Below are 26,898 nucleotides of genomic sequence, written 5' to 3' on the forward strand. Positions count from 1 at the left end.
TCATCTGCAACTACTGCAAATCCTTTACCAGCTTCTCCTGCTCTTGCTGCTTCTACTGCTGCATTTAATGCTAATATATTAGTTTGGAATGCTATATCATCTATTGTCTTTATTATTCTTCCAATTTCATTTGATGTAAATGTTATATCTTCCATTGCCTTGATCATTTCTTTCATTTGATCATTACCTTCTTGAACTTGTTTTGCCGCATTTAAAGTTAAAGAGTTCGCTTGCTTTGCATTTTCTGAAGTTCCTTTTATCTTTTCAGATATTTCATTTATAGTAGAAGATAATTCTTCGATTGCACTTGCTTGTTCTGTTGCTCCTTGTGATAGCATTTGAGATCCACTGGCAACTTGATCTGATGCGGCTCCTACTTCTTCAGCTGCAGTATTTATCTGTTCCATTGTCTCACTTAAATCAATTGTTATTTTATTTATAGAATTTTGAATGTATTTAAAAACCCCTATGTAATTTGCATTTGTCTCTGTGTTAAAGTTCCCTGATGCAACATCTCCTAAAACTCTAACTGTATCAGTTATAATTTCTTTTATTTCTCTACTCATTTTATCCATACTACTTGATAAAGTTCCTAGTTCATCTTTCGATTCATAACTTACCGAAATATCAAAATCTCCACTAGCCATTTTATTAGCTGCTACTTCAAGTTCTTCTATAGGTTTCTTTAAACTTCTTGTTATGTATATGCATATTATTATCCCTACTGCTATGGCAAAAATACTGCTGGCTATTGATATATAAGTAGCTTTTGAAGAAACTGATTTTACCTCTTTATTAAACTCTATTCCTCTAGCCTCGGCCTTTTCATTAAGAGCTGTTGCTGTTTCAACGCACTTGTTATAAACTTCCCAATATGGTGTGTTTTTTTCAGTGATTTTTATAGCTCCATTGTAGTCTCCTCTTTCCATAGCCGATTGAACTATTTCAAATTGCTCCCTAAATTTTACAATAGATGATTCAATGTCATCTATTAATTTTTTATCTCCATCAAATGAACTTTTAAGTAACTTTATATTTTCCTCAACGCTATCAAAGTCTTCTCGTACTATCTTTCCATAATACTCCGGACTTTTTTCTATCATTGCATTTCCCATATTCCTCCCAATAGAAACTAAATCTCTACGAATTTTCATAGTTTGATTTGTTGATTTATAAGGTCCTTCAAATAACTGATTGCTTAGCTTTTCTGATTTTCTCAGATTATTTATAGCATAAAAATTTGAACATGCTGTAATAATTAATAAAATACCAAAAGATATAATTAATTTTTTACTTATTTTCCAGTTTCTCATAAACGTATCTCCTTACCCCTTAATTTTTAATTTATTTGTAATTATGATACGGACAAACGCTTTAACACTTTAGATTTTATTTAATAAAAATAAAAAAGGCTTATAAAGCCTTTTTTATTTTTTTATCTATTTAGTTTTTACTCCAAAGAATTCTTTTGTGTCATTCATAAATTTAGTAAAATCTGATTTTACATTTTCATCAACTTTTAATGTATCACTTAATCCTTGTCTAAATTCAACCTCTGATTTAGCCATTAAATCACTTGGTAGTTCACCTAATTTTTTTATTCTAGTATCTAATTCTTTACTTAATTTTTCTGATTCAGATATTAATTTATCATTCATTTCTTTAACTTTAGGATCTTTAGTATCAACTTTTTTAAGTGATGTTGTAAATTCATCGACTTTCTTCTTGCTTTCTTCATAATCTTTCTTTAAATCTGCTACATATTTTTCATTTCCTGGGTAATCTTTTGTAGCTTCATCTACTCTTATTTGCTCATAACCATTGTAGTTATCTAATCTAGCCATATTACTTTGATATAACTTTCCAAACTCTGTCTTGTAATTTTCTAAAGTCATATCTGTATATTTTTTGTCTGAATTTTCAGTTGTTGATTGTGTTACCTTTTTCTCTTCTGTGTTTTGTGCTGTTTTATTTGTACATCCTACAGCTCCAAAAGTAAGTACTCCTATTAATCCTAACATTACAAGTTTTGAATATTTCATGATTTACCTCCAAGTTTATTTGTTTAATTCTATATTTAAATAACTTTTTATACTTTTTATAGAATTTTCAAACTTATCCGTAATTCTTTCAGATATTTGAAAATTTGATTCTATATAATCTATAAAACTCTCTGAATCTAAAGAATGTTTTTCGCTGGGGATGGATTCCAAAGCATTTATCTTACTATTTATTTCAGCTATTAAAATATTGCTATTTTCTACTAAATCATTATTCATATCCGTGAGTTTTAAATCTTGCATTACCAAATTATTCATATCTTTCTTAAATCCTGATATATGCCTTTCACATATTATTAGTAAATTTTTGTATTCATCAAGATAGTCTGTATTACTTGTTAGTTCTTGATTTTTCAAAAACTTTTCAGCATTATCAAATTCTTCTATATATAGAGGTTCTATATATTTTTTATATGAATTAGTAAATTGCTCATTATATTCAAAGATGCTTAATCCATTTTGATTAACACTTTCATTATTGTTTGAATTATGATTAGTACTTTTATAAAAACTACATCCACCTAATAAAACATTACCAATTATGATACAAATCATTGATAATATTTTAATATTACGCATAAAAATTCTCCTTCCAACAGACTACATTCATATTATCCCTATAAAATCAAATTTTATTTATCTAAATGAAATATTTATTTTTTTACTTTAACAAAGTACTTTGTATGAAGAAGTTCATGTGCCTTATGACTCAATGGTTTTCCTAAATATTTATCATAAATAGCTTGTACCGCTGGGTTTTCCTTTGATACTCTTAAATCAGATGATTTATCTATGTTGTTTAATCCCTCTGCTCTTTTTTCTATACTTTCAATTCTTTTTTTAGCTTTAGGTTGACCTCCGCCACCTACACATCCACCTGGACACGCCATTATCTCTATTGCATGGAAAAATTCTTCTTTAGCTCTTATTTTATCTAGCATTTTACCAGCTTCCTTTAGTCCATATGCAACTCCTATTCTAAGCTTTATTCCATCTACTTCTAAGTCACATGATCTAAATGAATCCCATCCTCTTAAGCAAGTAAATTCTACATTTTCTAACTTTTTACCAGTCATGTTTTCTATTGCTGTTCTAGTTGCAGCTTCAATTACACCACCAGTTCTTCCAAATATTATTCCAGCTCCTGTATATTCACCTAAAACTTGATCTATTTCTTGATCCTCAATTTCTTTTAAATCAATTCCTGAGTCTTCAAATATTTTTATAAGTTCTCTAGTCGTTATAACATAATCTACATCATAGTTTAGACCTCTTGAAAATTCATGTCTTGATGCCTCATACTTCTTAGCTATACATGGCATTATAGCTACAGATGTTACTTCATCTCTACTAAGCCCTTTTTCTTCTTTAGCCCACAAATCTTTAGCAACTGTAGCAAACATCTGCATTGGTGATTTTGCACTTGATGGAACATCTAACATATCTCCGTAGTTTTGTTCTATAAATTTAACCCAAGCAGGACAACAAGATGTAAGTATTGGAAGCTTAACATCTTCATCCCCTGCGAAGTGTTTTTCTAATCTTTCTTGTAGTTCCGCTGCTTCTTCCATTATTGTAAGGTCTGCTGCCCAAGTAGTATCAAATACATAGTCTACACCTAACTTTCTAAGTGCAGCAGCAATTTTCTTCTCAACATTTGTCCCTGGTTCAAATCCAAATGCTTCTCCTATAGCTACCCTTATAGCTGGTGCCATTTGAGTAATTACAATTTTATTAGGAGTAGCTAAATCTCTTAAAAATTTAAGAGTATTATCTCCAGCAGTTATTGCATCAACTGGGCATGATGCTATACATTGCCCACAATGAGTACATCTATTGTAGTCAATATAGTGTTGTTCTTTTCTTTCTCCTACTATACAATCAACAGGACAAGCTCTTTTGCACGCTCCACATCCTATACATTTACCTGTTATTGTAAGCTTAACAAGATTATTACATTGAGCTGTATAGCACTTTTCATCTTCTATATGTTCTTCTATTTCTTCATAAAACTTATCTATTATTTCTTGCATTATATTGTGTTTTTGATTTAAAGTATCTTTTACTTCATTTGCAAGTTCCCTTAATATGAAAATATCTCTCATATTAGATCTACCTTTACTAATTCTATCTAATATCTTCCACATTTCCATTATTTCGTTTTTAACTTTTGCATATTTTTTAAATTTATCATCTTTCATTTTTCCCATTAAGAAATCTATGTAGAATTTAGCATACTGAACTATACAGTCTTCTTGAGAAAGAATTATTATGGTTCTACTACACTCTGAATTAAACAAAGTAAAGTCTAGTTCTTTGTCTAAACTATCCTCTGTTAAAAAACCTCCAAATGGAATTCCTAATTGAGCTGCTTTAAAATCTCTATTTTTTATTATTCCTCCAGCTAAATCTATAATATCCTTAAGTGTTGCACTTTCCGGAACTTCTATAATTCCGGGGTTATTTATTTTACCTGAAATAGCAATCTTTCTACTACTATCAGTAATTTGCTTTAGCTCTTCTTCACTAAACACTGTGAAAACAGATCCCAATGAACTTTGAATTATTGTTGATTTATTATCTCCCATTTTGAACTCTCCTTAAATAGAAATTAAATTTACATTATTAATTAACTTCTCCATTATTGTAACATAATATTCCAATTAATTTTTGTAAAAAAAAAGTTAAGTTGAAACATAATGTCTCAACTTAACTTTTTATTATTTATTAAATTTATCTATCTCATTCAACAACTCTTCAACTAAGTTATCGCCCTTTATTTTTCTGATTATTTCACCTTTTTTAAATAATAATCCTTCCCCTTTTCCTCCTGCAATTCCTATATCTGCTTCTTTAGCTTCTCCAGGACCGTTAACTGCACATCCCATTATAGCAACAGTCATATCCTTATCTACTTTATTGATTTTTTCTTCAACTTCATTTACTACACTTATAAGATCTATATTACATCTTCCACATGTTGGGCAAGATATAACCTTTATTTTATCATTTAGTAAATCCAAGCTTCTAAGTATCTCTTTACCTACTATAACTTCTTCTGTAGGGTCTCCTGTCAGAGATATTCTTATAGTATCTCCTATTCCTTTTAATAAAAGAGCACCTACTCCTATAGAAGATTTTATAGTTCCTTTTTTTACACTTCCTGATTCTGTTATCCCTATATGAAGAGGGTAATCAACTTTTTTAGATATAAGTTCATATGCCGCTATAGTTTTGTAAATATCAGATGATTTAAGCGATATAACAATATTGCAAAAATCTAAATCTTCAAGTATTTTAACATGCCCAAGAGCACTTTCTACAAGAGCTTCAGCTGTAGCAGATCCATACTTTTCTAGAAGTTCTTTTTCTAATGAACCTCCATTTACACCTATTCTTATTTTAAGATTTTTTTCTTTACATTTATTTACAACCATCTTAACTTTCTCTATACTACCTATATTTCCTGGGTTAATTCTAACTCCATCAACCCCTTGGTCAATAGCCTCTAAAGCTAACCTATGGTCAAAATGTATATCTGCAATCACAGGTATATTTACATTTTTCTTAATTTCACCTATATTTTTAGCAGCTTCCATATCTGGAACAGCGACTCTAACTACATCACATCCAACTTCTTCTAATCTTTTAATTTGCTCTATTGTAGCTTTTGCATCTCTTGTATCTGTATTTGTCATAGATTGTATAGATATAGGATTATTCCCACCTATCTTTAAACTTCCTACACTAACTTCTCTACTAAGTCTTCTTTCGTAACTCATAATCTCACCTTCACTTTCTAGTAAAACGTTGCTACATTCCAACTAATCTAACTATGTCTTTATATGTTACAAATAACATAAACACCATTAATGCTCCAAATCCAATTAGATTTACCATACCTTCTTTTTCTGGATCTATCTTTTTCCCACCTCTTAAAAACTCTATAAATAAGAAGAATAATCTTCCTCCATCAAGAGCTGGTATAGGAAGTAAATTCAATACTCCTAAGTTTAAACTTATTACAGCTGCTAAATATAACACATTAATTACACCTACTTTTGTAGCATCTGCAACTATGCTTATTACACCTATAGGTCCTGCAACTGACCCTTCTAATCCACCTGGTAAATTTCCTGTTATTAATTTACCTAAAAATGCAATCATTTGACTTAACATAGCTATTGTTGATTTTATAGCCATTCCAAATGATCCCAGAATATCTTTTTTATTTTCTGGATATATACCTATTATATAGTTACCCTCTTTAGACTCTGGAGTAACCTCTATTTCTTTTTCTTTTCCATTTCTATCAATAGTTAATTTTAACTCTTTTCCCTTAGAATCTTGAATGTTTTTGCTTAACTCATTCCAATTTTTTATATCATTACCATTGATTTCAGTTACAGTATCCCCAGCTTGAATACCAGCTTTTTGAGCAACACTTCCATTTATAACTTCTTTCAATGTTGTGCTTGGCATTCCTTGATACATGTATATACCAGCTAAAATCACAGCTGTAAGTAATATATTAAAAAATGGTCCTGCAAATAATATACTTGCCCTTTGAAGTATACTCTTATTTCCAAATGCTCTTGGATCATTCGAGTCTCCATCTTCACCTTCCATAGCAACATATCCTCCAAGAGGAAGTAGCCTTATGCTATATACGGTTTCACCTTTTTTAAAGCTATATATTTTCGGTCCCATACCAATAGCAAATTCATGAATTCTAACACCTGCTTTTTTTGCAAATAAAAAGTGTCCAAGTTCATGAATAAAAACTATCACACCAAAAGCTAAAATAGCTATTAATATAGTTATTATATTCATATTTTCACCATCCTATTTTATACACTGTTTTACAAACTCACGGCTCCAATTGTCTATATGTAATATCTCTTCTAATGTCGGTTTTTCTATACTTTTATGTGCTTCTAACGTTTTTTCAATATACTTAGGAATATCGTAAAACTTAATTTTATCTTCTAAGAATTCATTTACTAAAACTTCATTTGCCGCATTTAATACTGCACAATATGTACCTCCCATTTTTAAACTATCATAAGCTAGTTTCAAGCATGGGAATGTATTTAAATCTGGCTTTTCAAATGTTAAACTGCTTAGTTTAGAAAAATCTAATCTTTCAAAATCATTAAGTAGTCTATTTGGATATGTTAGAGCATACTGTATAGGTAATTTCATATCAGGGCATCCCATCTGAGCAATTATAGAACTATCTACAAACTGAACCATAGAATGTATTATACTTTGGGGGTGAACCACTACATCTATTTTATCCGGTTCTACATTAAATAACCATTTAGCTTCTATAACTTCTAATCCTTTATTCATAAGAGTTGATGAGTCTATGCTGATTTTTCTTCCCATACTCCAATTCGGATGTTTTAATGCTTCATTTTTAGTTACATGTTCTAGTTCTTGCTTAGATTTACCTCTAAATGGTCCTCCTGATGCAGTTAAAATTATACTATCTATTTCTTTGTTATTTTCACCATTTAAACATTGAAATATAGCACTATGTTCACTATCTACAGGAAGTATATCTACATTTCTTTTCTTAGCTTCTTCCATTACTAATTGACCTGCTGTAACTAAAGTTTCTTTGTTTGCAAGTGCTATAGTCTTACCTTTTTTTATTGCCTCGAGAGTAGGCACTAAACCTATCATACCTACTATAGCAGTTAAAAGTACATCTATTTCATCTAAAGATGATATTTGTACCAAGCCTTCCATTCCACTTAAAACTTTTATATCTATATCGCTTGGTATCATATTTTTTAATGCTTTAGCACTATCTTCATCGTATACAGCAACATACTTTGGTTTAAATTCAGTTATTTGTTCTAATAATAAATTTATGCTACTATTTGCAGATATAGCTACTACTTCAAACTTATCTTTATTTTTTCTCACTACATCTAACGTTTGAGTTCCTATAGAACCTGTTGACCCCAATATTGATATTCTTTTCATTGCCTTTGTATTCCTTTCTGATAATTTAAATATTATACAATTAAAGCTTCAGAAACCCCTGAAGCTAAATAAATAAATATATTGCATAATAAACAAATGGTGCTACTAGTATAACACTATCAAATCTATCTAATATACCACCATGTCCTGGTATTAATTTTCCATAATCTTTTATTCCTACGTATCTTTTTATAGCTGATGCAAATAGATCTCCAAATTGTGCTACAATACTTCCTATACTTCCCACTAAAACCATGTGGGGTATATCTAACTTAAAGATATAGCCAAATATTACACAACAAATTGTAGATCCTAAAATTCCACCAATACTGCCTTCGATTGTCTTTTTAGGACTTATTGTAGGTATTAGTTTGTGTTTTCCAAATAAATACCCACTAAAATATGCAAATGTATCTGTCATGAATGATATAATAAATATCAACCATACATAAATTGCACCTAATTTAAAATCATTAATTGTTAAAACTATATAATCTAAGAATATAGGAACATAAAATATCCCTATAAATGTTATAGAAAAATCTATAATATTTTTCTTGCCTGATAAAATATAAATTATTCCTACCAAAAATAGTAAAAATACAATTACATATGTGTATTCATTTTTCAAATTTAAAATATGCTTTAAAGACAAGTATACGGCAAATAAATATCCTAAAATACTTATAGGTTGTATATTTTTACTTTTAAATGCCTTATAAAACTCATCCAATGCAATAATTCCTATAATAGCTTCTGCTATATATAGTGGTAGCCCCCCATATATTACAAATAGTAATAATGGTATTAGCGCTAATGCAGCAATGATTCTTACAACCATAAAATAATCTCCTTACTTAAGTCCACCAAACCTTCTATCTCTACTTTGGTAAACATATATAGCTTTCCTTACTTCATTCCCATCGAAGTCAGGCCAGTATACATCTGTAAAATAAAATTCTGAATATGCAATTTCCCATAATAAGAAGTTACTTATTCTCTGTTCACCACTAGTTCTTATAATTAAGTCTGGGTCCGGTATAGACTTAGTGCTTAAATATTTTGTTATAGTATCTTCAGTTATATCTTCTATATCTATTTTACCACTTTTACAATTTTTTACTATATCTACAACTGCATTTTTTATATCATTTCTACTACCATAATTTAATGCTATATTTAAGTTTAATCCAGTATTATCTTTAGTTATATCAATTGCATTTTTTATAGCATCTAGAGATTTACCAGGTAATACATCTATATCACCAATAGTTGTTATTTTTACATTATTTTTATGTAGTTCTTTAAGCTCTTTGTTTAGATATGTATATAGTAGGTTCATTAAAGCATCTACCTCTAACTTTGGTCTTTTCCAATTTTCTGTAGAAAATGCATATAAAGTTAAGTGCTTTACCCCTAATGCTGAACACTCTTTAGTTACAGCTCTTATAGCTTCAACTCCAGCTTTATGACCCACTGTTCTTGGAAGGAGTCTTTCTTTTGCCCATCTCCCATTCCCGTCCATTATTATTGCTATATGAGTAGGTACGTTACTTAAGTTTATGTCATATATAGTGTTTTTATTCATAAACTACCTCCCAATAAAATTTTCTGACTCCTATTTTAAGGAGTCAGCAAAGTATGTTTGTATTATTTCTATACTATTTCTTACTTTAGATATTTTAATAACTCTGGGAATAATTAAAGTATCTTGATCTTTGTAACCATTTATAGTAGTTATAGTATATTGTTTATTTTCTTTTTTAAAAAAGCTCTCTACTTCTTCAGTATGAAGTCCTAATAAGTTATAATAACTTTCCAATATTATACCGCCATTATATCTTGTTCTTTAGCTTTTAATAACGCATCTACTTCTTTTACAAACTTATCAGTTAATTTTTGAACTTCATCTTGAGATTTCTTTAAATCATCTTCAGTTATATCGCCATCTTTTTCCATTTTTTTAAGTTTATCGTTAGCATCTCTTCTTTCATTTCTTAATCTAACTTTAAACTCTTCTGCTACTTTACCAGCTTGTTTAGCTAATTCTTTTCTTCTTTCTTCTGTTAAAGCTGGAACTGATATTCTTATAACTTGTCCATCATTAGTTGGGTTTAATCCTAAATCTGAATTTCTTATAGCTTTCTCTATTTCAGCCATAGCAGTCTTATCCCAAGGATTTATCATTAAAGTTCTAGGTTCTGGAACTGATATTGCCCCTACTTGATTTACAGGAGTTGGTGTTCCATAGTAATCAACTCTTATTTTATCTAACATTTGAGCATTAGCTCTTCCTGCTCTTATTGTAGTAAATTCTGATTTAAGAGCTTCTATTGTTTTATTCATTTTTTCTTCTAATTGTTTTTTTACTTGTGCGCTCATTATATTTTCCTCCTTAAAAGTTTATTATTTTACAGTAGTTCCTATATTTTCACCCATAACCGCTTTTATTATATTCTCTGTAGAAAGTTCAAATACCTTTATTGGTATCTTATTATCCATACATAAAGATGTAGCAGTTGAGTCCATAACTTTAAGTTCTTTTTGTAAAACTTCTATATAACTAAGTTCTGTAAACTTTTTAGCATCCGCATGTACCTTTGGATCTTTATCATATACTGCATCAACATTTTTTGCTAATAATATAACTTCTGATTCCATTTCTGCAGCACGAAGTGCAGCTGCTGTATCAGTTGAGAAGTAAGGATTTCCTGTTCCCGCTCCGAATATAACAACTCTAGATTTTTCTAAGTGTCTAACTGCCTTTCTTCTTATATAAGGTTCTGCTATTTGTCTCATTTCTATAGCAGTTTGCACTCTTGTTAATACATCTATGTTTTCAAGAGCATCTTGTAGAGCCATAGCATTCATAACTGTAGCTAACATTCCTATGTAGTCAGCAGTAGTTCTGTCCATACCTTCTGATGTTCTTCCTCTCCAGAAGTTACCTCCTCCAACAACTACAGCTACTTCTACACCTATACCTTGAATTTGTTTTATAGCATTAGCTATCTCATTTACAACATCATTGTTTATACCAAATCCTTTTTCTCCAGCTAGTGCTTCTCCACTTAATTTAAGTAATACTCTTTTATACATCGGCTTTGTCATTTGAAATCCTCCTTAGTTAATCCACTTTTTAAAAAAGAGAACACCGAAGTGTTCTCTTTTGGTTAATTACTTAAGTTGCTTAGCAACCTCTTCAGCAAAGTTTTCTTCTTTCTTTTCTATACCTTCACCAACTTCGAATCTTACGACTCTAGCAACCTTTATTTCAGAACCTACTTTTTTAGCAACGTCTGCAACTAATTGCTTTATAGTTAAATCTGGGTTTTTAACGAAAGTTTGCTCTACTAAACAAACTTCTTTTAATTGTTTTTCTAATCTTCCCTTTATCATCTTTTCAACTATATTAGCTGGTTTTCCTTCATTTAATGCTTGTTGAGTTAATATTTCTGTTTCATGAGCTATGTAGTCTTGGTCTACGTCGTCTTTAGAAACATACTTAGGATTCATAGCAGCAACTTGCATAGCTATATCTTTTCCCATTGCTAATACGTCAGCATCTCTTGCTTCTGTTTCTAATTCAACTAATACACCTATTTTACCACCACCGTGGATGTATCCTGCAACTTGTCCGTTAGTACATACTTTCTCGAATCTTCTTATGTCTAACTTTTCTCCTATAGTAGCTATTCTGTTGTTTAATACTTCAGATAAAGCTCCTTCTTTGTGAGATTCAGTTAATAATCCAGCTACATCTTCTTTCTCAGTAGCTAAAGCCATTTCAGCAACATCTTTAACGAAAGTTTTGAAATCTTCGTTTTTAGCAACGAAATCTGTTTCTGAGTTTATCTCAACTATAGCACCAACTGTGTTATCAGCGTTCATTTCTATAGCAACTAATCCTTCAGCAGCTATTCTATCAGATTTCTTAGCAGCTTTAGATAATCCTTTTTCTCTTAATAAATCTATAGCTCTTTCCATATTTCCTTCAGCTTCTTGTAAAGCTTTTTTACAGTCCATCATTCCGGCACCTGTAGTTTCTCTTAACTCTTTAACCATTTGTGCAGTTATAGCCATTGGTATTCCCTCCTATATATTACTAATGGTAAGGGTATGCCCCCTTACCATTAAATTATTTTATTATTCTTGATCTTCAGTTACTTCTTCTTGATCATCAGCTATAGCTTGTCTTCCTTCTATTATAGCAGTTGCCATAGCACCAGTTATTAACTTAACAGCTCTTATAGCGTCATCGTTACCTGGTATAGCAAAGTCTAATTGCTCAGGATCACAGTTTGTATCAACTATACCTATTACTGGTATACCTAATCTGTGAGCTTCTTGTATAGCTATGTTTTCTTTTCTTGGGTCTACTACGAATATAGCAGCTGGTAATTCAGGCATATCTTTTATACCGTTTAAGTATTTCTCTAATTTTTCTTTTTCAGCTCTTAATTTTATAACTTCTTTCTTAGGAAGAACGTTGAATACTCCTTCTTCTTCCATTTTTTCTAACTTTCTTAACTTGTCTATTCTAGTCTTTATAGTTTTGTGGTTTGTTAACATTCCACCTAACCATCTTTCGTTAACGTAGAACATTCCACATCTTTCAGCTTCTTCTTTTATAGCTTCTTGAGCTTGCTTCTTAGTTCCTACGAATAATATAGGTCTTCCAGTTTCAGCTACTTCTTTAGTGAATCTGTAAGCTTCCTCAACTTTTTTAACAGTTTTTTGTAAGTCTATTATATATATTCCATTTCTCTCTGTGAATATATATTGAGCCATCTTAGGGTTCCATCTTCTTGTTTGATGTCCGAAATGAACACCAGCTTCTAATAATTGTTTCATTGATATTACTGCCATTTTTTCCTCCTGGTTTTACCTCCGACTTGATCAACTCTCTAAAAAACCCTCTAGGCACCTTTTAGAGATCACATAGTCGTGCGTTATTTTATTTTTTTACCTCAGTTAGTATATCATAGCCCATTATAAATTACAATATCTTTTATAAATTTTATATCCTTATTATATATGTACTATTATTTTCTATTTTTCTTCATTTCCCTAAGTAATTATTGCCAAATTTTCAAAAATATATTCAACTTAAATCATAAATTAATTTTTCATTTTTTTACCCATAAAAAATAAGATAGAGTTAATACTCTATCTTATTTTTTTACTATTTTGAAAACAACATTTTAACTTTAGTGATTAAAGAAGCATCATCCACATCTTTCGCACTAACTATATCAATACTACCCAAGATTTCTCCATTATCAGTATAGTATTTAATTACACCTAGTACATCACCCTTTTTAATAGGATATTCTAATTCTTTTAAAGTTAACTGTGTATTTAAATTTTCTTCATTTCCTAAGATTGTATATAATTCATCTTTAGTTCTAAGCTCTACTTCTAATTCTTCTAATCCCTTTATATATTTTTTACCTATTAAATCATTTTTACGTATTACTTTTTCTGTATGATAATTCTCTTTCCCATAATTTAGCATGTCTAATGATGCTGATAATCTTTTATTTTTATGATTAGCACCTAAAGACACACCTATAACTCTATATTTTCGCATATCATTTTGTTTTTTTACATTCATTGAAAATGATAAACAGTATCCTGCATTGCCTGTGTATCCAGTCTTAATTCCATCAACATCAGGTATTATTCTTAATAAAGGGTTAGTGTTGTTTTTTTCAAATCCTCTATTTGGATTTGAGTAGGTAACCATATCAGTAACTGATGTAACTTGTTTTTCATAATTATCAAACATATACTTACCAAGGGTTGCAATATCTCTAGCTGTTGATATATTTTGTTTTGGTTGAGCCTTAGGATTTTGTAAGTCATATATAGGTAGTCCATGAGGATTCACAAAATGAGTATTGCTCATTCCTATATCTTTAGCCTTTTTGTTCATAATTTTTACAAACTGCTCTGGACTTTTACCTATATGAGTAGCTATAGCAATTGCTGCATCATTTCCAGAAACTATCATTAATCCTTTCATCAGTTCAATTAGCTCTACTTCTTCATTTTCTTTCAAATGATAACTTGATCCTTTTACAGATGCTATTTTTTTAGTTATTTTAATTTTATCCTTAGGACTTACCTGCTTGTTTTCAATAGCTTCTATAGCTATTAAAAACGTCATCATTTTACTTAAACTAGCTAATGGTCTTTTTTCATCTGGATTTTTAGCATATAAAACTCTATTTGTATCTTGGTCTATTAGTATAGATGATAAAGAATACTTATCTACTTCTTTTTCTTTTTCTGTTGCAAATATAGTATATGGAGTTACAAATGCTAAAATTAAAATAAATGATATGATTTTCTTTACTCCTAATGTCATTTTTTCACCTTCTTAAGTTAATAAGTATATATTAATTTTTCACTTATTTACTTAAATATATATCTAGTAATTATTTACTATCTTGACATTTTCCTAAAAATTACAGAAGCCCATGATGCTCCCATAGTTACTCCAAGAAAAACTTCTATACTTACTAGAGCTTTTCCAGCTATATTAATTACTGTCATATCTCCATATCCTACCGTACTGAATGTAATCATACTAAAATACCATAAATCAATATAATTTTTAATTAACTCATATATATTTTTAACTTCACCTATTTTTATTATTTTATCATTATATTTAACTCCCGTTACCATATATAAAATAGCAAACAAACTGATTATAAAAAAAGATATTATAAAAATATTTAGAGGCTTTTCTCCATATCCAATTATTATTCTTGATAGAAAATCTATAAATTTAGCATTTATATATTGAATATTACCTCTAAATCCACTTCTTTTTATACATTTACCTCCATAATATCTTTCCATGTAATAATAGTGTCCAAGTTTTTCATAATCTCCAGTTATGCTACATTGATTTTTTGCTATTCTATAATTAATTTTTGCATTTTCATAATTATTTTTACCATACTTTATATCTTTTAATAAAACCTTTGTACAATTACTAAAAATAATTCCGTCTAATCTAGGCAAGTTTTTTATATTTTCAAATGAAACCTTTTGACCTTTTATTTTTGAATGTATAAAAATTTTCTCACCAGTTAATTCTCTGCTAAACTCTACATTTTTAAAGATACAATCTCCACAAAAAACACAATTTTTAAAGGATACATTATTTTCAAAGGTAATATTTTTAAAAGTAATATTTTTTTCAAATCTACAATTATCAAATATCACATCTTTTTTAAATAAAGCATCGGAAAAATCTATATTTTTGTTTTTACTCAATTCATGTAGTTTATCACTATTTATAATAACAACTTCATCAAATATTAAATTAGTATAATCTATGCATTGTTTTTTTTTAAAGTTTATATTTTGTTTAATCATCGACTATACGTCCTCCAATTTTTATGGTTATTATTTTTTGATATTAATTAAATTTTATTCATAATATAATAACTTCATTAGTTGTATAAAAAAACTGTTTCAAAGATTAACTTTGAAACAGTTTTATTTTATAGTCATCCCGAGCACTAAAAAAGAAACAATGGCAATTGCTCCTAATGCTGCAAATTTACTAAATCTATGTATGTGTTTTTTATTTTTTACATATTCATCTTTATGTACTATTAAATCTTGTTCAATATTTTCATTTTCTTCATCTTTTCCACATATATTTTCAACTTCATATAGATATTCACTTAAGTCTATCATAACTTCTTGAGGCGTTTGGTATCTATGCTTTCGACTTAACAGTTTTTTTACTATATTTATAATTTTTTCTGGACTTTTTCCGGTGTCAATTTTTCTCCAGCATATACCCTTGTCCATTCTTCTTATGAGTTCCTCTTCACTTTTTGCTTCTCCATAAGGGTGTTCTCCAAATATCAATTCAAACAAAATTACTCCTAGAGCGTGAAAATCGCTACTTTTATCTGTATATCCTAGACAAATTTGATGAGGACACATATACTTTAAGTTTTTAGAAAATCTTTTTATTCCATTATTAAAAATTTTATTATTAGATTTTATAATTCCAATATTACTTAACTTTACATTATATCCTTCATCTATAATTATGTTACTTGGCTGTAGACATCCATGATATATATCATAGCTATGTATTACTTCTAGTGCATTTAATATTTGTCTAAAAATTATAATTATTTCATCCATATTCAATTTATGAAATTTAGTTAATTGGTTCAAAGTACTACCTTCCATATACTCACTTATAACATAGTATAATTCCGTTCCATTTTCAAGCTTATCCATCCCTACATCTTTTACTTTAAGTATATTTGGCGAATTAATTTCATTTATAGATGTTGATTCATCAATTAAGTTAGATATAAATTTTTCACTTCTAATTATTCCTTTATCTATGATATTTATAATGACCAGCTGCTTATCGTAAGAATCTCTGCCTTTATATAGACACGAATTAGAACATCTTCCTATTTCTTCTACAATCTCATACCTTTTTCCTATATATACCAAATAATCTCCCTCCCAATATGCATGCAAACATTTTCTATCCTTAGTTATATTATAACAACTTTGGAAATAATTGTAATTAATAAGTATTACATGACCACATTTATATTTTTTTGTGTTTTTGTATCGTTTCAGTGTTATTAGTTTATTTTTGTGGTCATACCCAATTATTATTACCTTTAAACTTTTTAAAAATTCTTGAAAATCAATATAGAGGTGCTTTAGTCTTTACAAAAATATCCGTATACAATTTAATAGATTCATAGAAGTCAAACAACTATAATCCTTAAAATTATATACGGATATATATATATATTATTTAGTATATTATTATTAATTTTATTTTTTCTTGTACGAACTCGTTGTTATGTACTCTTTTTCTGTTACTTTACCGTTAGAATCTTTAAATTCTCTATAAGTCTTAACTACGTTACTACTTCCCACATTTTCAGTTACCACACTTATATTTTGCTTATCCTTTGAACTACCATATATAGTGCTTGTTACTGTTCCATTATACGCTGAGTTTTTTATATATATAGGATGTTTATATGGATTTTTAAATTTTAAATCTATAGATCCATAAGCAACTGTTGCATCTTTTCCTTTAGGCGCATATGTAGATGGCAATGAATGGTTTCTAACATTTGTTATATCAAGCCCTGAGTAAAGAGCTGAATTATATATAGTTGTAGATACTTGACATACTCCCCCTCCAGATCCATCTTGTACCTTACCATTTACAATTACAGGTGCATCTTTATACCCATTAGATCTACTTCTAGGTCCTGTTGATGTATTGTATGAAAACTCTTCTCCTGGCATAAGTACTATGTCACTAGTACTATTAGATGCCTTAACTATATTGTAAGCTCTATTAGCAGATGAATTTGTGTATCTAGTACTGTGAGTCGCCAATAATGAGTCTACACTTTTTAGCATATCCGCAGTTATGCTTGGTTTCTCGCTTTTTATTGAAAGCGCCATACCACTAAATTTGTTTTCAGCTAAATATTTTTTTATGTTTTCCTTACTGGATTTTTTATCCAATTCTTGTCCTATAACCTCTGGTGTTATATTAAAGCTTCCTGAATCTGATATATATAGCTTTGCATCAGCAACTTTTTTATTCGCCTTATTACTTATTTCATCTAATGCTGAGTCTAATTTTTTTTCATTGTATGTAGGATTTATAGCTATTACTTCTTTTTTTCCTCTTTGAAGTGCAATAACTCTTTCTACATTCTTAAAATACGAATCAGTTTTGTTAAATTTATATGCATTATCAACAAACTTATTTACATCGTATTTTAAATCAATTTGATTCGGATTTATTATAAAATTTTTATCATTGTAATCCACATCTATACTCTTAGGCTTGTATTCATTGGCTACAGCTAATTTAGCCTCATTAGGTGTAAGATCTGAAACATTTACATTTCCAATATACATATTGGTAGCTATCTTGCCGTTGTAAATATACTTGTTATTAAATGATTTTATGCCTATCGATGCTATTATTATAAGTGTTAAAATAATTGCTGCTATAATACTTAAATTTTTTTTTGATGTAATATCAAGTCTTACTCTTTCTTTTTTTTCTTCCACTGCTACATTTTGTTGCATTTCATTCCCCCCTACTTTGCTTAAGATAATTATATTTAAATGAACTTTATAAAACAACGTTTCTTAAGTATATGTAACTTTATTGTCACAATTGTAGAGGCTTGTATATTTATATAATAAATTCTCCTATTACAGGATAATGATCAGATAAATCAATAAATTCAACTTTATATCTACTCGGTCTTAGATTTTTAGACATAAATATATAATCTATTCTAGATTTACTAGGTTGAAATGTTTCTATATTTTCACAACTAAACAATATAGATAAGTCATAATAATCTTTTATTTTTATATTTGTTTGGTTAAAATCACCACATATAATAATTTTTCCTCTTAAATTATTTACATAACTATAAATTTCCTCAATCTGTATTTTTCTTTCTTCCTCATTTAAGCCTAAATGAGTATTTATTATATTAACTAATTTGTTATTTATAAAAAATTGAGTATGAATAAATCCCCTTTGCTCTTTCTTACTACTTAAATAAAACCCATCTATGTGATTTACACATTTAATAAAATATATAGCAATTCCATAATTATCACCTTTTAGCTCTACAGTTTTAAAAAAGTAACCTTTTATATTTAAATCATTTAAAATTTTATAATGTATACTCTCTAGAACTTCTTGAAGGCATATTACATCTGCATTTATCTTTTTAAAAAAACTTAATAATCCATTTAAGGTATCTTTATTGTGTGCATCCATACCTTTATGAATATTGTAAGTTATAATTTTCATTTATCCTCCTAAATTTTAGTTGCATAAATTTTAACTTCTTTCTTTTTTTATCCTTGTACATTTACCTTGATTTATAACAAATAAGAATCCCATTTTTTTATATAATTCATCTAGTTCTCCTATGCTAACATCTCCCTTTCTTAGGTTATTTATAGTTATTTCCTCTAGTCTTCTATTTGATATCATCATTGGTTTTTCTCTCCTTCATAAATTAATAATTTATACTATTTATATTCATATGTGTCATTATTTATTACTAAACTTTAACCGAACAACTGTTCCTTCAATACTTATTATAAATCAAACACCTGTTCGTTTTCAATAGAAAAATATTATTTTTTATGTTTTTTTGTCATTTTTTGTGAAGAAAAAAAAGAGTGCTATATAATAATTTTTAATATTATATAGCACTCTAATTAACTAAGCATTTATTTATTTTATCTATTTTAAGGAATTTCCATATTGTATACAATATACTATATATCATAAATCATATTTTGTCAACACAATAAACTATACTTTTTATATATAGTGTACACATTTTAAAATTTTATAAATTCAAATCTATTTTTTAGTTTTTTTATTATTTAAAAACATGTAATACGATGCTGAAAATATTATTATATAGCCTATAAAACTGTACTTATCCGGAATCACATTAAATACTAATATACTTATAATAGCTGAAAATATTATATTTGAATAATCAAATATAGATATTTCCTTAGCCGGTGCATATTTATATGCAAGTGTTACTCCGAATTGTCCAATACTTGCAAAAACTCCTCCTAAAACTAAATATACAAACTGTATAATTGTCATAGATTTGTATGCCATAATGGCAAATGGAAATATTGAAACAGTTGAAAATAATGAGAAGAAAAATACCACAGTGTAAAATTTTTCTTTTCCCCCAAGAACTCTTAGGCAAGTATACGCTGCTGCTGCAAATATTGCCCCTAAAATCCCTGCAACATATGGTATTATAGCAAAATTCAGAGTAGGTTTTATTATAAACAAAGCTCCTATAAATGCTATTATTACTGCTACAGCTTGATTTGACTTAATTTTTTCTTTTAAGAATATAGCTGAAAAAATTATTACAAAAAATGGACTTAATTTATTTAACATGTTTGCATCTGATAAAACCAATCTATCAATAGCATAAAAATTTAGTATTATTCCTAAAGTCCCAAATATAGACCTTAAAATTAATATTTTTCTATTTTCTTTACTTCCAAACGCACTTTCTTTATATTTTAGTATTAATGAAAATGCAATTATGCATGATACTAAATTTCTAAAAAAAGTTTTTTGGATACTAGGTAAATCACCCGATAGCTTTATAAAAGCTGACATCATTGCAAACCCAAATGCAGATAAAATTATAAATACAATTCCTTTATTTCTATCACTTAAATTATTTAATTTTCCCAAATTTCACACCTCCGTAGCTAAATATGTATTGTATACAGTATAACATATAATAAAAGGTGTTTTTACAATATCTTCTTAGCTTCTATTATTCTTTGTATTATCGTTATAAATATAATAGCCGAAAATAAATTTGTAAAAATTACTATATAGTTTGGAACTAGTATCATTAAACTAAGCATTAAAAACCCTTCACTTCTTTCAGCAACTCCAGCTTGATAATAAAAAGATTTCATACCTTTTTTTTCTACTAAAGCTCCTACTGTCAAAAATATAGTCATTGAAATTATAATACATATAAGTAGCACAATAAAATTAATTCTTGCATTTGAGTACTTCATTGCTAATGATAATATTATAGAAGTTTCAACAATTCTATCAAAAGTTATATCCATTAACGTTCCAAATAAAGATGTTGTTTTTGTTTTCCTAGCTATAGAACCATCTACAGCATCTAGGTATCCTGAAATCCAAAGAGTTATAACTGCAAGTATACTCATATCTATATATATAAATACACTTGTCAATATTCCTAAAAGCAAAGCTATAACAGTTACATTGTTTGCAGTTAAATTTAGTTTAATAAAAAAATTAGCTCCGCAATTTATAATTGGATCTACATACTTTCTACCGTGTGTATCTAACATAATTTCACCTACTTCTTCTGTGTATTTATAAACTTATTTTTTAAAACTATTGACGATAAAATTAGCAGTATAAGTGCCATTATTGATAGATAAAAACTATTGCTACCTATATCAACCGATTGAGCCCCAATATTTGTAAAGACAAGAATACCCGGAATAGTACCTACTATAGTTGCAAATATAAAATCTCTATATTTTATATTTGTAAGACCCGCTCCATAACTAATCACATCAAACGGAAACAACGGTATAAGCCTAAGTAATAAAATCACAAAAAAACCTTTTGTGTTTATCATTTCTTCTATATAATCTAATTTTTCTTTCGTAATTTTTTTCACAAAATTTCTTCCAAGTTTTCTAGATATATAAAAAGATAAACTCGCCCCTATAAGCGCTCCTATAAGTGTGTATATATATCCTTTAGTTAATCCAAATATAAGTCCCCCTCCAATTGCTAAGATTGAATCTGGAAAAAGAGTTAAAGGTACTAATGCAAACATTATAATATATACTAAAGGTGCTAGTTTCCCAAATGAAGTAACATACTTTTGTATATCATTTGGTCCTATATCCATGTTTAAAATTTTGTATATAATACTTCCAATTACAAAAATTATAATTCCCGATAACAATACTTTTAAAAATTTACTAAATTTATAATTCATACCAACCTCCAATTAATCATTTGCATAGTGTAGTTGTTTTATATCTTGTAATCCATTTATTAAGTGTTTTTGTCTTAGATTGTGTAAATAAATTTTTGTTTATAACTTCTTCATTGAATAGTAAATCTAATATATGGAGTATATTTTTATTTGAATTTAACAATGATTCACAGCATGATTCACAGTAACAAACTATATTTTCACACTCAGTCTCATCAGCCCTACTATTCATCTGTTTTAAAGCAAGTTTATAATTCGTTACTCCGACCATACCTCCAGCTCCACAACAAACAGTATCTTTTTTATTATTTTTAAACTCGATTATATTTAACCCTAGCTCTCTTAATATCCATCTAACACTTTCATGTATTTGTTTTTCATGTCTTGTGGAACATGAATCATGGATTGCTACCTCTATTCCTTCATACTTATGTTTCAAATTATCCGTAACTCCAATTTCATTTATAACTTCATATACAGTCTTTACCCTAATATTTTTACTGTAATTTTTTATGGTATTGTAGCAATTAGGACATGCAACTATAATTTCGTCTATTCCTTCTTTTTTTATATACGTTTCTAAGCTAGAATAATATTTTTTAAACTTATCTTCATCTCCCATTGATAATGTGGGTTTTCCACAACACTTTAAAGTCATCCCAATATTAGTGTAATACTGCTTCAAGTATTCATATGTCTTTAAAACAATATCTTCACTATAACTGCTTAAACTACATCCTGGTAAAAATACCGTTTTATTATTATTGATTTTTAAGCTTTTTGAAAATACAGGTGAAAAACTATTCATTTGATGAAACCTAACAACTTTGTATCCATCTCTTTTTACTTCTTGTTTATTATTTAAAACTGCATATTTTCGTATTTTATAAAATGTGGATTTTAAGTCTATCCCTTTAGGGCATTTACTCGTACATAAGCCACAAAGCATACATGAATATGCAACTTTTCTTATATCTATACTATCCGTTAAAATCCTATTCATTAAATCCTTTGGTGAATTCTCAAACTCTTTCATCATAGGACAATTGTGAAAGCATAGCTTACAATTTATACATTTATTTTCGTCATCTTTAACTTTGTTTTTTAAATTTTCATTTAGCTCCATTCAACCTCACCTCTCATATATACAAAATGAAATATCCCAAAATTCGATTAACAAATCTGGGATATTTCTTATACTAAATATTAACTAACCTTATTTTTGTCATTATATATTTTCTTTAGTACATATAATAAAACACTTATAGCACTAAGCGTAAGAATTCCCATCATCATTAATTTAGCACCGCCAGTAAGCATATCACCAACATAAGAATATATTATAGTTGCTGGAATCTGACCAATTCCAGTAGCTATAAAAAATGATATAAAGCTCATAGATGTTAATCCTGCCGCATAACTAACTAAATCAAATGACATAAATGGAAGTAATCTTGCTATTAATATTGTATGTTTTCCATACTTATTAAAAAATTCATCTACACTATCAATTGCAAACTTACTTGTAAGTTTTTCTACTGTATCTCTTCCTAAAAATCGTGCTATATAAAAGCATAGTGCTGCCCCTGCCATAGCACTAGTCCAAGAAAGAAGTGCCCCTTTTACCCATCCAAATAATGCTGCATTTGCAAATGTTATTAAAAATGCAGGCAATGGAGCGGCTACGGACTGAAGTATCATTAAAATAAATGATATAATTGGCGCCCAGATTCCAAATGATAAAATATACTGTTTTAAGCTTTCTAAATTTACCATACTTAAATAAAATATCATTTGATTTATAAATCGATTAATAGGTCCTACAAATAAATATATACCTATAATCAAAAGTAAAACTCCTATTTTTACAACTAAAGATTTTTTCCTCATATTTTACCTCTTATTTCTCAACAGGATTAGTTTTATCTCCTGCCCACTCATAGTAAGATGCATCATAGTTTTTAACATTATCATACCCTATTGACTTTAAAATTAATGCCATATGTCCTGATCTAATTCCAGATGTACAATAAGTAACTATTTCATCATCTTTATTTATACCTTCATCTTTGAATAACTTTTCTAAATCTGCTTTAGATTTTATAGTCCCATCTTCATTATACACTTCATTAAATGGTATATTTATAGATTTAGGTATATGTCCACCTCTAGCTTCTCCAAACTTATTAGCGCCATCATACTCATCTTTTTCTCTTGTATCTATTATTTTAACATCATTCATTTTTTCTTTTAAAGTCTTTGTATCTATATTTATATCATTTTTAAGCTCTTTTATAACATACTCTGATTTCTTAGGATCTGCTTTTTCTTTAGATATTTCTTCTCCGTTAGATTTCCAAAGGTCCATTCCTCCGTTTAACATTCTAACATCTACTCCTGTTTCTTTGAACATCCAAGCTAGTCGTCCGTCTTCACCCCATCCATTTTTCTGGGCATAAACGATAACTTTTTTATTTTTGTCGATTCCAAGATCTGAATATATCTTAGATAATTGATCTTTATCTAAAAGAGTTCCCCAATCCTTGTCTCCTGCTTTGCCTTCCATTTTGCAAAAACTTTGCCAAGCTACATTTATAGCGCCTGGTATATGACCTTTATTATAGTCATCTTCACTTCTAGCGTCTATTATCAATATATCTTTATTCTTTAAATTTTTATTTAGCCAGTCTACACTTGTGAAGTATTCATTATTTTCATATGTATAATCCTCTTTTGTTGTTTGTAAGCTCTGCTCATTATTTGTAGTGTTAGTGTTTTGTTCACTTTTTTTATCAGCACAACCTACTACTAGTCCACTAGTTATTAATAATGAACTAACGATTAATATTACTTTTTTATTTCTAACTTTCATATAAATCCCCCCAAAGAATTTTTAAGAATTTTTTGTCACTTTCTGTATTACATCTTGGATTATATCATAATAGATATTACATCAATTATAGAAAAAATCTATATCTTTGTTATTCAATATAGCTTTTATCTATTTATATAGTTTAAATAATTTAATAATAAAAAAAGACTAGAGCAAACTCTAGTCTTTTTTTATTATTATTTAAACATTTTTTTACTAGCTTTTTTCATATCTTTTGCAACTTTTTCTCCTGTATGTTCTACTGAGTTTGAAAAAGATTGTATACCTTTTGACATATCATGGCCTAGTTCTTCCATTTTATGCCCCATTTCTTTAAATATTTTATTTTTCTTAGCCATCATTTTCACCTCTTTATCATTTTATAAATTATTTTGCTCACAATTTATATTTCTATTCTTCCTAAAGAGGCAAGCCTTTAAAATATCTATATTAAGAATTTAAGTATAAATACAAATCCTATAATTACTGTAGTTATGCTTATTTCTTTAGCTCTACCAGAGAATAATTTTAATATTATATAAGATATAACACCAAATACTATACCATCAGCTATAGAGTATGATAAAGGCATCATTATTATAGTTAAAAATGCTGGAATAGCTTCTGTAAAATCTTCTAAATTTATTTCTTTTATAGGCTCTATCATAAATAATCCAACTAATACTAGTGCCGATGCTGTAACAGCTGGAGTTATTATAGAAAATAAAGGTGCAAAGAATAATGCTAAAAAGAACATAACTGCAGTTGATACAGCTGTAAGACCTGTTCTTCCACCCTCTGCAACTCCTGATGCACTTTCAACAAAAGTACTTACTGTACTTGTCCCTAGACAAGCTCCTATAGTAGTTCCTACTGCATCTGCAAATAATGCTTTTTTAACGTTTGGTACTTTCCCATTTTCATCTAACATTTTAGCTTTTGTAGCAACTCCTACTAAAGTCCCTATAGTATCAAACATATCCATAAATAATAGTGTAAATAACACTATAACCATATCTAAAGAGAATATGTTATGCCACTCAAAGCTAAGTACAGTTGATGAAATTGAAGGAGGCATGCTCATTACTTTTGTTGGTATATCTATAACACCCATAGGTATTCCAATTATAGTTGTAACTATCATTCCTATAAATAATGCACCTTTTATGTTTTTAGCTAATAATACAGCTGTTATTAATATACCTATTAAAGCTAGTAATCCAGTTCCTGAAACTATATTTCCAAGAGCTAATATAGTTCCTCCACCTTCAGGATGAACTATAACTCCAGCTCCTTCTAATCCTATTAGTGAAATTAATAGTCCTATACCTACCGAAATAGCTTTCTTTATGTTATTTGGAATAGAATCAACAATAGCTTCACGCACATTAAATAATGTTAACATTATGAATATAAGTCCTTCTAAGAATACTGCTGTTAATGCAAATTGATATGAATATCCCATTCCTATTACTATCGTATATGCAAAAAATGCATTTAATCCCATCCCTGGGGCTAAAGCAAATGGTAATTTCGCATATAATCCCATCATAAGGGTAGCTATAACTGCAGATAAAGCTGTAGCTGTAAATACCGCTCCATAGTCCATTCCTGCTGCAGATAATATACTAGGATTTACTATTAATATGTACGCCATTGTCATAAAAGTAGTAATACCTGCTAAAATTTCTGTTTTTATCGTAGTATTATTTTCTTTAAGTTTAAAATACTTCTCCATTTACGTCCTCACTCTTTCTGTCGAATTTTGTTTTTTCACAGAACTCTATAATATCACATTTTAAATTTTTATGCACATTTTTTCGAATATTTTTTTGTTTTTGTATGTTTATGTATGTGTTTTCATTTTATACTTTGTATTATTATGTAATTGAAAATGTTTTTATATTCATCTATAATTAAATATTGAACTTAATTTTTTAATGTTATGGGAGGAAATTGTAAAATGGAAATAAAAAGATATGAAGGAACTGGTAGAATGAGTAGAGCAGTTGTACATAACAACACAATATATTTATGTGGTCAAACACACGGAGAAGGTGATGTTAAGGAACAAACTAAGATGGTATTACAAAAAGTAGAAGATTTACTAAATAAATATGATTCTGATAAAGATCATATATTATCTGTAACTATATATTTAAGAGATATGAAAGACTTTGCTGATATGAACTCTGTTTGGGATGCTTGGGTAAACGAGGGTTCTGAGCCTGCTAGGGCTTGTGTTGAAGCTAGATTAGCTAGAGAAGCTTTATTAGTTGAGATGTCTGTTACTGCAGCAGTTAAATAATTAAGAATAAAAGCTATAAAACACAAGTTTATTTGTATT

General features: G+C 28.6%; 29 protein-coding genes. 1 reads left to right on the forward strand and 28 read right to left on the reverse strand.

Annotated features, from left to right (window positions below):
- The 28 genes from GFJ41_RS10660 to GFJ41_RS10795 all read right to left on the reverse strand — a co-directional run.
- The coding region (locus GFJ41_RS10660) for a HAMP domain-containing methyl-accepting chemotaxis protein (RefSeq protein WP_170075302.1) at positions 1-1,313 on the reverse strand (1,313 nt) is incomplete at its 3' end.
- A 126-nt stretch (positions 1,314-1,439) separates the two neighbouring features.
- Complete coding sequence (locus tag GFJ41_RS10665; RefSeq protein ID WP_035114966.1) at positions 1,440-2,042, reverse strand: hypothetical protein; 603 nt, start codon at positions 2,040-2,042, stop codon at positions 1,440-1,442.
- Between the two features lie 15 nt (positions 2,043-2,057).
- Positions 2,058-2,639, reverse strand: a complete 582-nt coding sequence (locus GFJ41_RS10670; protein ID WP_170075303.1) for a hypothetical protein — start codon at positions 2,637-2,639, stop codon at positions 2,058-2,060.
- A 74-nt stretch (positions 2,640-2,713) separates the two neighbouring features.
- Positions 2,714-4,648 carry a [FeFe] hydrogenase, group A gene (locus GFJ41_RS10675; protein ID WP_035114970.1) on the reverse strand — a complete coding sequence of 645 codons (1,935 nt, stop codon included), beginning with the start codon at positions 4,646-4,648 and terminating at the stop codon, positions 2,714-2,716.
- Positions 4,649-4,780: 132 nt separating this feature from the next.
- Entirely contained in the window at positions 4,781-5,842 is a 1,062-nt protein-coding gene (gene ispG, locus GFJ41_RS10680; RefSeq protein ID WP_035114973.1) for a flavodoxin-dependent (E)-4-hydroxy-3-methylbut-2-enyl-diphosphate synthase, read from the reverse strand.
- A gap of 31 nt (positions 5,843-5,873) precedes the next feature.
- A complete protein-coding gene (gene rseP, locus GFJ41_RS10685) occupies positions 5,874-6,893 on the reverse strand; it encodes an RIP metalloprotease RseP (protein ID WP_206001546.1) in 1,020 nt (339 codons plus the stop codon).
- Positions 6,894-6,905: 12 nt separating this feature from the next.
- Entirely contained in the window at positions 6,906-8,057 is a 1,152-nt protein-coding gene (locus tag GFJ41_RS10690; protein WP_021429534.1) for a 1-deoxy-D-xylulose-5-phosphate reductoisomerase, read from the reverse strand.
- A gap of 64 nt (positions 8,058-8,121) precedes the next feature.
- Positions 8,122-8,898: a phosphatidate cytidylyltransferase gene (locus tag GFJ41_RS10695; RefSeq protein ID WP_021429455.1), complete on the reverse strand. Its 777-nt coding sequence runs from the start codon at positions 8,896-8,898 to the stop codon at positions 8,122-8,124.
- 12 nt (positions 8,899-8,910) lie between these two features.
- Positions 8,911-9,645: an undecaprenyl pyrophosphate synthase gene (uppS, locus tag GFJ41_RS10700; RefSeq protein WP_021429498.1), complete on the reverse strand. Its 735-nt coding sequence runs from the start codon at positions 9,643-9,645 to the stop codon at positions 8,911-8,913.
- Positions 9,646-9,675: 30 nt separating this feature from the next.
- Positions 9,676-9,879 carry a hypothetical protein gene (locus tag GFJ41_RS10705; RefSeq protein WP_035114975.1) on the reverse strand — a complete coding sequence of 68 codons (204 nt, stop codon included), beginning with the start codon at positions 9,877-9,879 and terminating at the stop codon, positions 9,676-9,678.
- A 2-nt stretch (positions 9,880-9,881) separates the two neighbouring features.
- A complete protein-coding gene (frr, locus tag GFJ41_RS10710; RefSeq protein ID WP_021429446.1) occupies positions 9,882-10,439 on the reverse strand; it encodes a ribosome recycling factor in 558 nt (185 codons plus the stop codon).
- A 24-nt stretch (positions 10,440-10,463) separates the two neighbouring features.
- On the reverse strand, positions 10,464-11,168 hold the full coding sequence (gene pyrH, locus GFJ41_RS10715) for a UMP kinase (RefSeq protein ID WP_021429515.1): 705 nt from the start codon (positions 11,166-11,168) through the stop codon (positions 10,464-10,466).
- 66 nt (positions 11,169-11,234) lie between these two features.
- Entirely contained in the window at positions 11,235-12,140 is a 906-nt protein-coding gene (gene tsf / locus GFJ41_RS10720; RefSeq protein ID WP_025161577.1) for a translation elongation factor Ts, read from the reverse strand.
- 63 nt (positions 12,141-12,203) lie between these two features.
- Positions 12,204-12,926 (reverse strand): 30S ribosomal protein S2, encoded by a 723-nt coding sequence (rpsB, locus tag GFJ41_RS10725; protein ID WP_021433574.1) that lies wholly within the window; start codon positions 12,924-12,926, stop codon positions 12,204-12,206.
- Positions 12,927-13,242: 316 nt separating this feature from the next.
- On the reverse strand, positions 13,243-14,430 hold the full coding sequence (locus tag GFJ41_RS10730; protein ID WP_170075304.1) for a D-alanyl-D-alanine carboxypeptidase family protein: 1,188 nt from the start codon (positions 14,428-14,430) through the stop codon (positions 13,243-13,245).
- A gap of 77 nt (positions 14,431-14,507) precedes the next feature.
- Entirely contained in the window at positions 14,508-15,452 is a 945-nt protein-coding gene (locus tag GFJ41_RS10735; protein ID WP_170075305.1) for a potassium channel family protein, read from the reverse strand.
- Positions 15,453-15,575: 123 nt separating this feature from the next.
- Positions 15,576-16,565: a protein kinase domain-containing protein gene (locus GFJ41_RS10740; protein WP_170075306.1), complete on the reverse strand. Its 990-nt coding sequence runs from the start codon at positions 16,563-16,565 to the stop codon at positions 15,576-15,578.
- A gap of 336 nt (positions 16,566-16,901) precedes the next feature.
- Positions 16,902-18,188 (reverse strand): VanW family protein, encoded by a 1,287-nt coding sequence (locus tag GFJ41_RS10745; RefSeq protein ID WP_170075307.1) that lies wholly within the window; start codon positions 18,186-18,188, stop codon positions 16,902-16,904.
- Between the two features lie 109 nt (positions 18,189-18,297).
- Complete coding sequence (locus GFJ41_RS10750; protein WP_170075308.1) at positions 18,298-18,933, reverse strand: endonuclease/exonuclease/phosphatase family protein; 636 nt, start codon at positions 18,931-18,933, stop codon at positions 18,298-18,300.
- A gap of 30 nt (positions 18,934-18,963) precedes the next feature.
- The gene (locus tag GFJ41_RS10755; RefSeq protein ID WP_021429484.1) at positions 18,964-19,122 is read right to left on the reverse strand and encodes a hypothetical protein; all 159 of its coding nucleotides are present in this window, start codon (positions 19,120-19,122) and stop codon (positions 18,964-18,966) included.
- 375 nt (positions 19,123-19,497) lie between these two features.
- Positions 19,498-20,370 (reverse strand): DMT family transporter, encoded by an 873-nt coding sequence (locus tag GFJ41_RS10760; RefSeq protein WP_035114982.1) that lies wholly within the window; start codon positions 20,368-20,370, stop codon positions 19,498-19,500.
- Positions 20,371-20,432: 62 nt separating this feature from the next.
- Entirely contained in the window at positions 20,433-21,014 is a 582-nt protein-coding gene (locus GFJ41_RS10765) for a CDP-alcohol phosphatidyltransferase family protein (protein WP_170075309.1), read from the reverse strand.
- 8 nt (positions 21,015-21,022) lie between these two features.
- Positions 21,023-21,679, reverse strand: coding sequence for a TVP38/TMEM64 family protein (locus GFJ41_RS10770; RefSeq protein WP_035114987.1), 657 nt, complete (start codon positions 21,677-21,679; stop codon positions 21,023-21,025).
- Positions 21,680-21,695: 16 nt separating this feature from the next.
- Complete coding sequence (locus tag GFJ41_RS10775; protein ID WP_035114990.1) at positions 21,696-22,805, reverse strand: (Fe-S)-binding protein; 1,110 nt, start codon at positions 22,803-22,805, stop codon at positions 21,696-21,698.
- A gap of 80 nt (positions 22,806-22,885) precedes the next feature.
- A complete protein-coding gene (locus tag GFJ41_RS10780; protein ID WP_170075310.1) occupies positions 22,886-23,569 on the reverse strand; it encodes a TVP38/TMEM64 family protein in 684 nt (227 codons plus the stop codon).
- A gap of 10 nt (positions 23,570-23,579) precedes the next feature.
- Complete coding sequence (locus GFJ41_RS10785) at positions 23,580-24,551, reverse strand: sulfurtransferase (protein ID WP_170075311.1); 972 nt, start codon at positions 24,549-24,551, stop codon at positions 23,580-23,582.
- Positions 24,552-24,748: 197 nt separating this feature from the next.
- On the reverse strand, positions 24,749-24,910 hold the full coding sequence (locus tag GFJ41_RS10790; protein WP_156317171.1) for a hypothetical protein: 162 nt from the start codon (positions 24,908-24,910) through the stop codon (positions 24,749-24,751).
- Positions 24,911-24,996: 86 nt separating this feature from the next.
- Entirely contained in the window at positions 24,997-26,289 is a 1,293-nt protein-coding gene (locus GFJ41_RS10795) for an NCS2 family permease (RefSeq protein ID WP_021433587.1), read from the reverse strand.
- A gap of 225 nt (positions 26,290-26,514) precedes the next feature.
- Between GFJ41_RS10795 and GFJ41_RS10800 the strand changes: the two genes are divergently transcribed.
- Positions 26,515-26,859, forward strand: a complete 345-nt coding sequence (locus GFJ41_RS10800; RefSeq protein ID WP_025161588.1) for a RidA family protein — start codon at positions 26,515-26,517, stop codon at positions 26,857-26,859.
- Positions 26,860-26,898: the final 39 nt, after the last annotated feature.

The sequence above is a fragment of the Paraclostridium dentum genome (assembly GCF_012922555.1).
In the GTDB taxonomy this organism is placed as follows: Bacteria; Bacillota; Clostridia; order Peptostreptococcales; family Peptostreptococcaceae; genus Paraclostridium; species Paraclostridium dentum.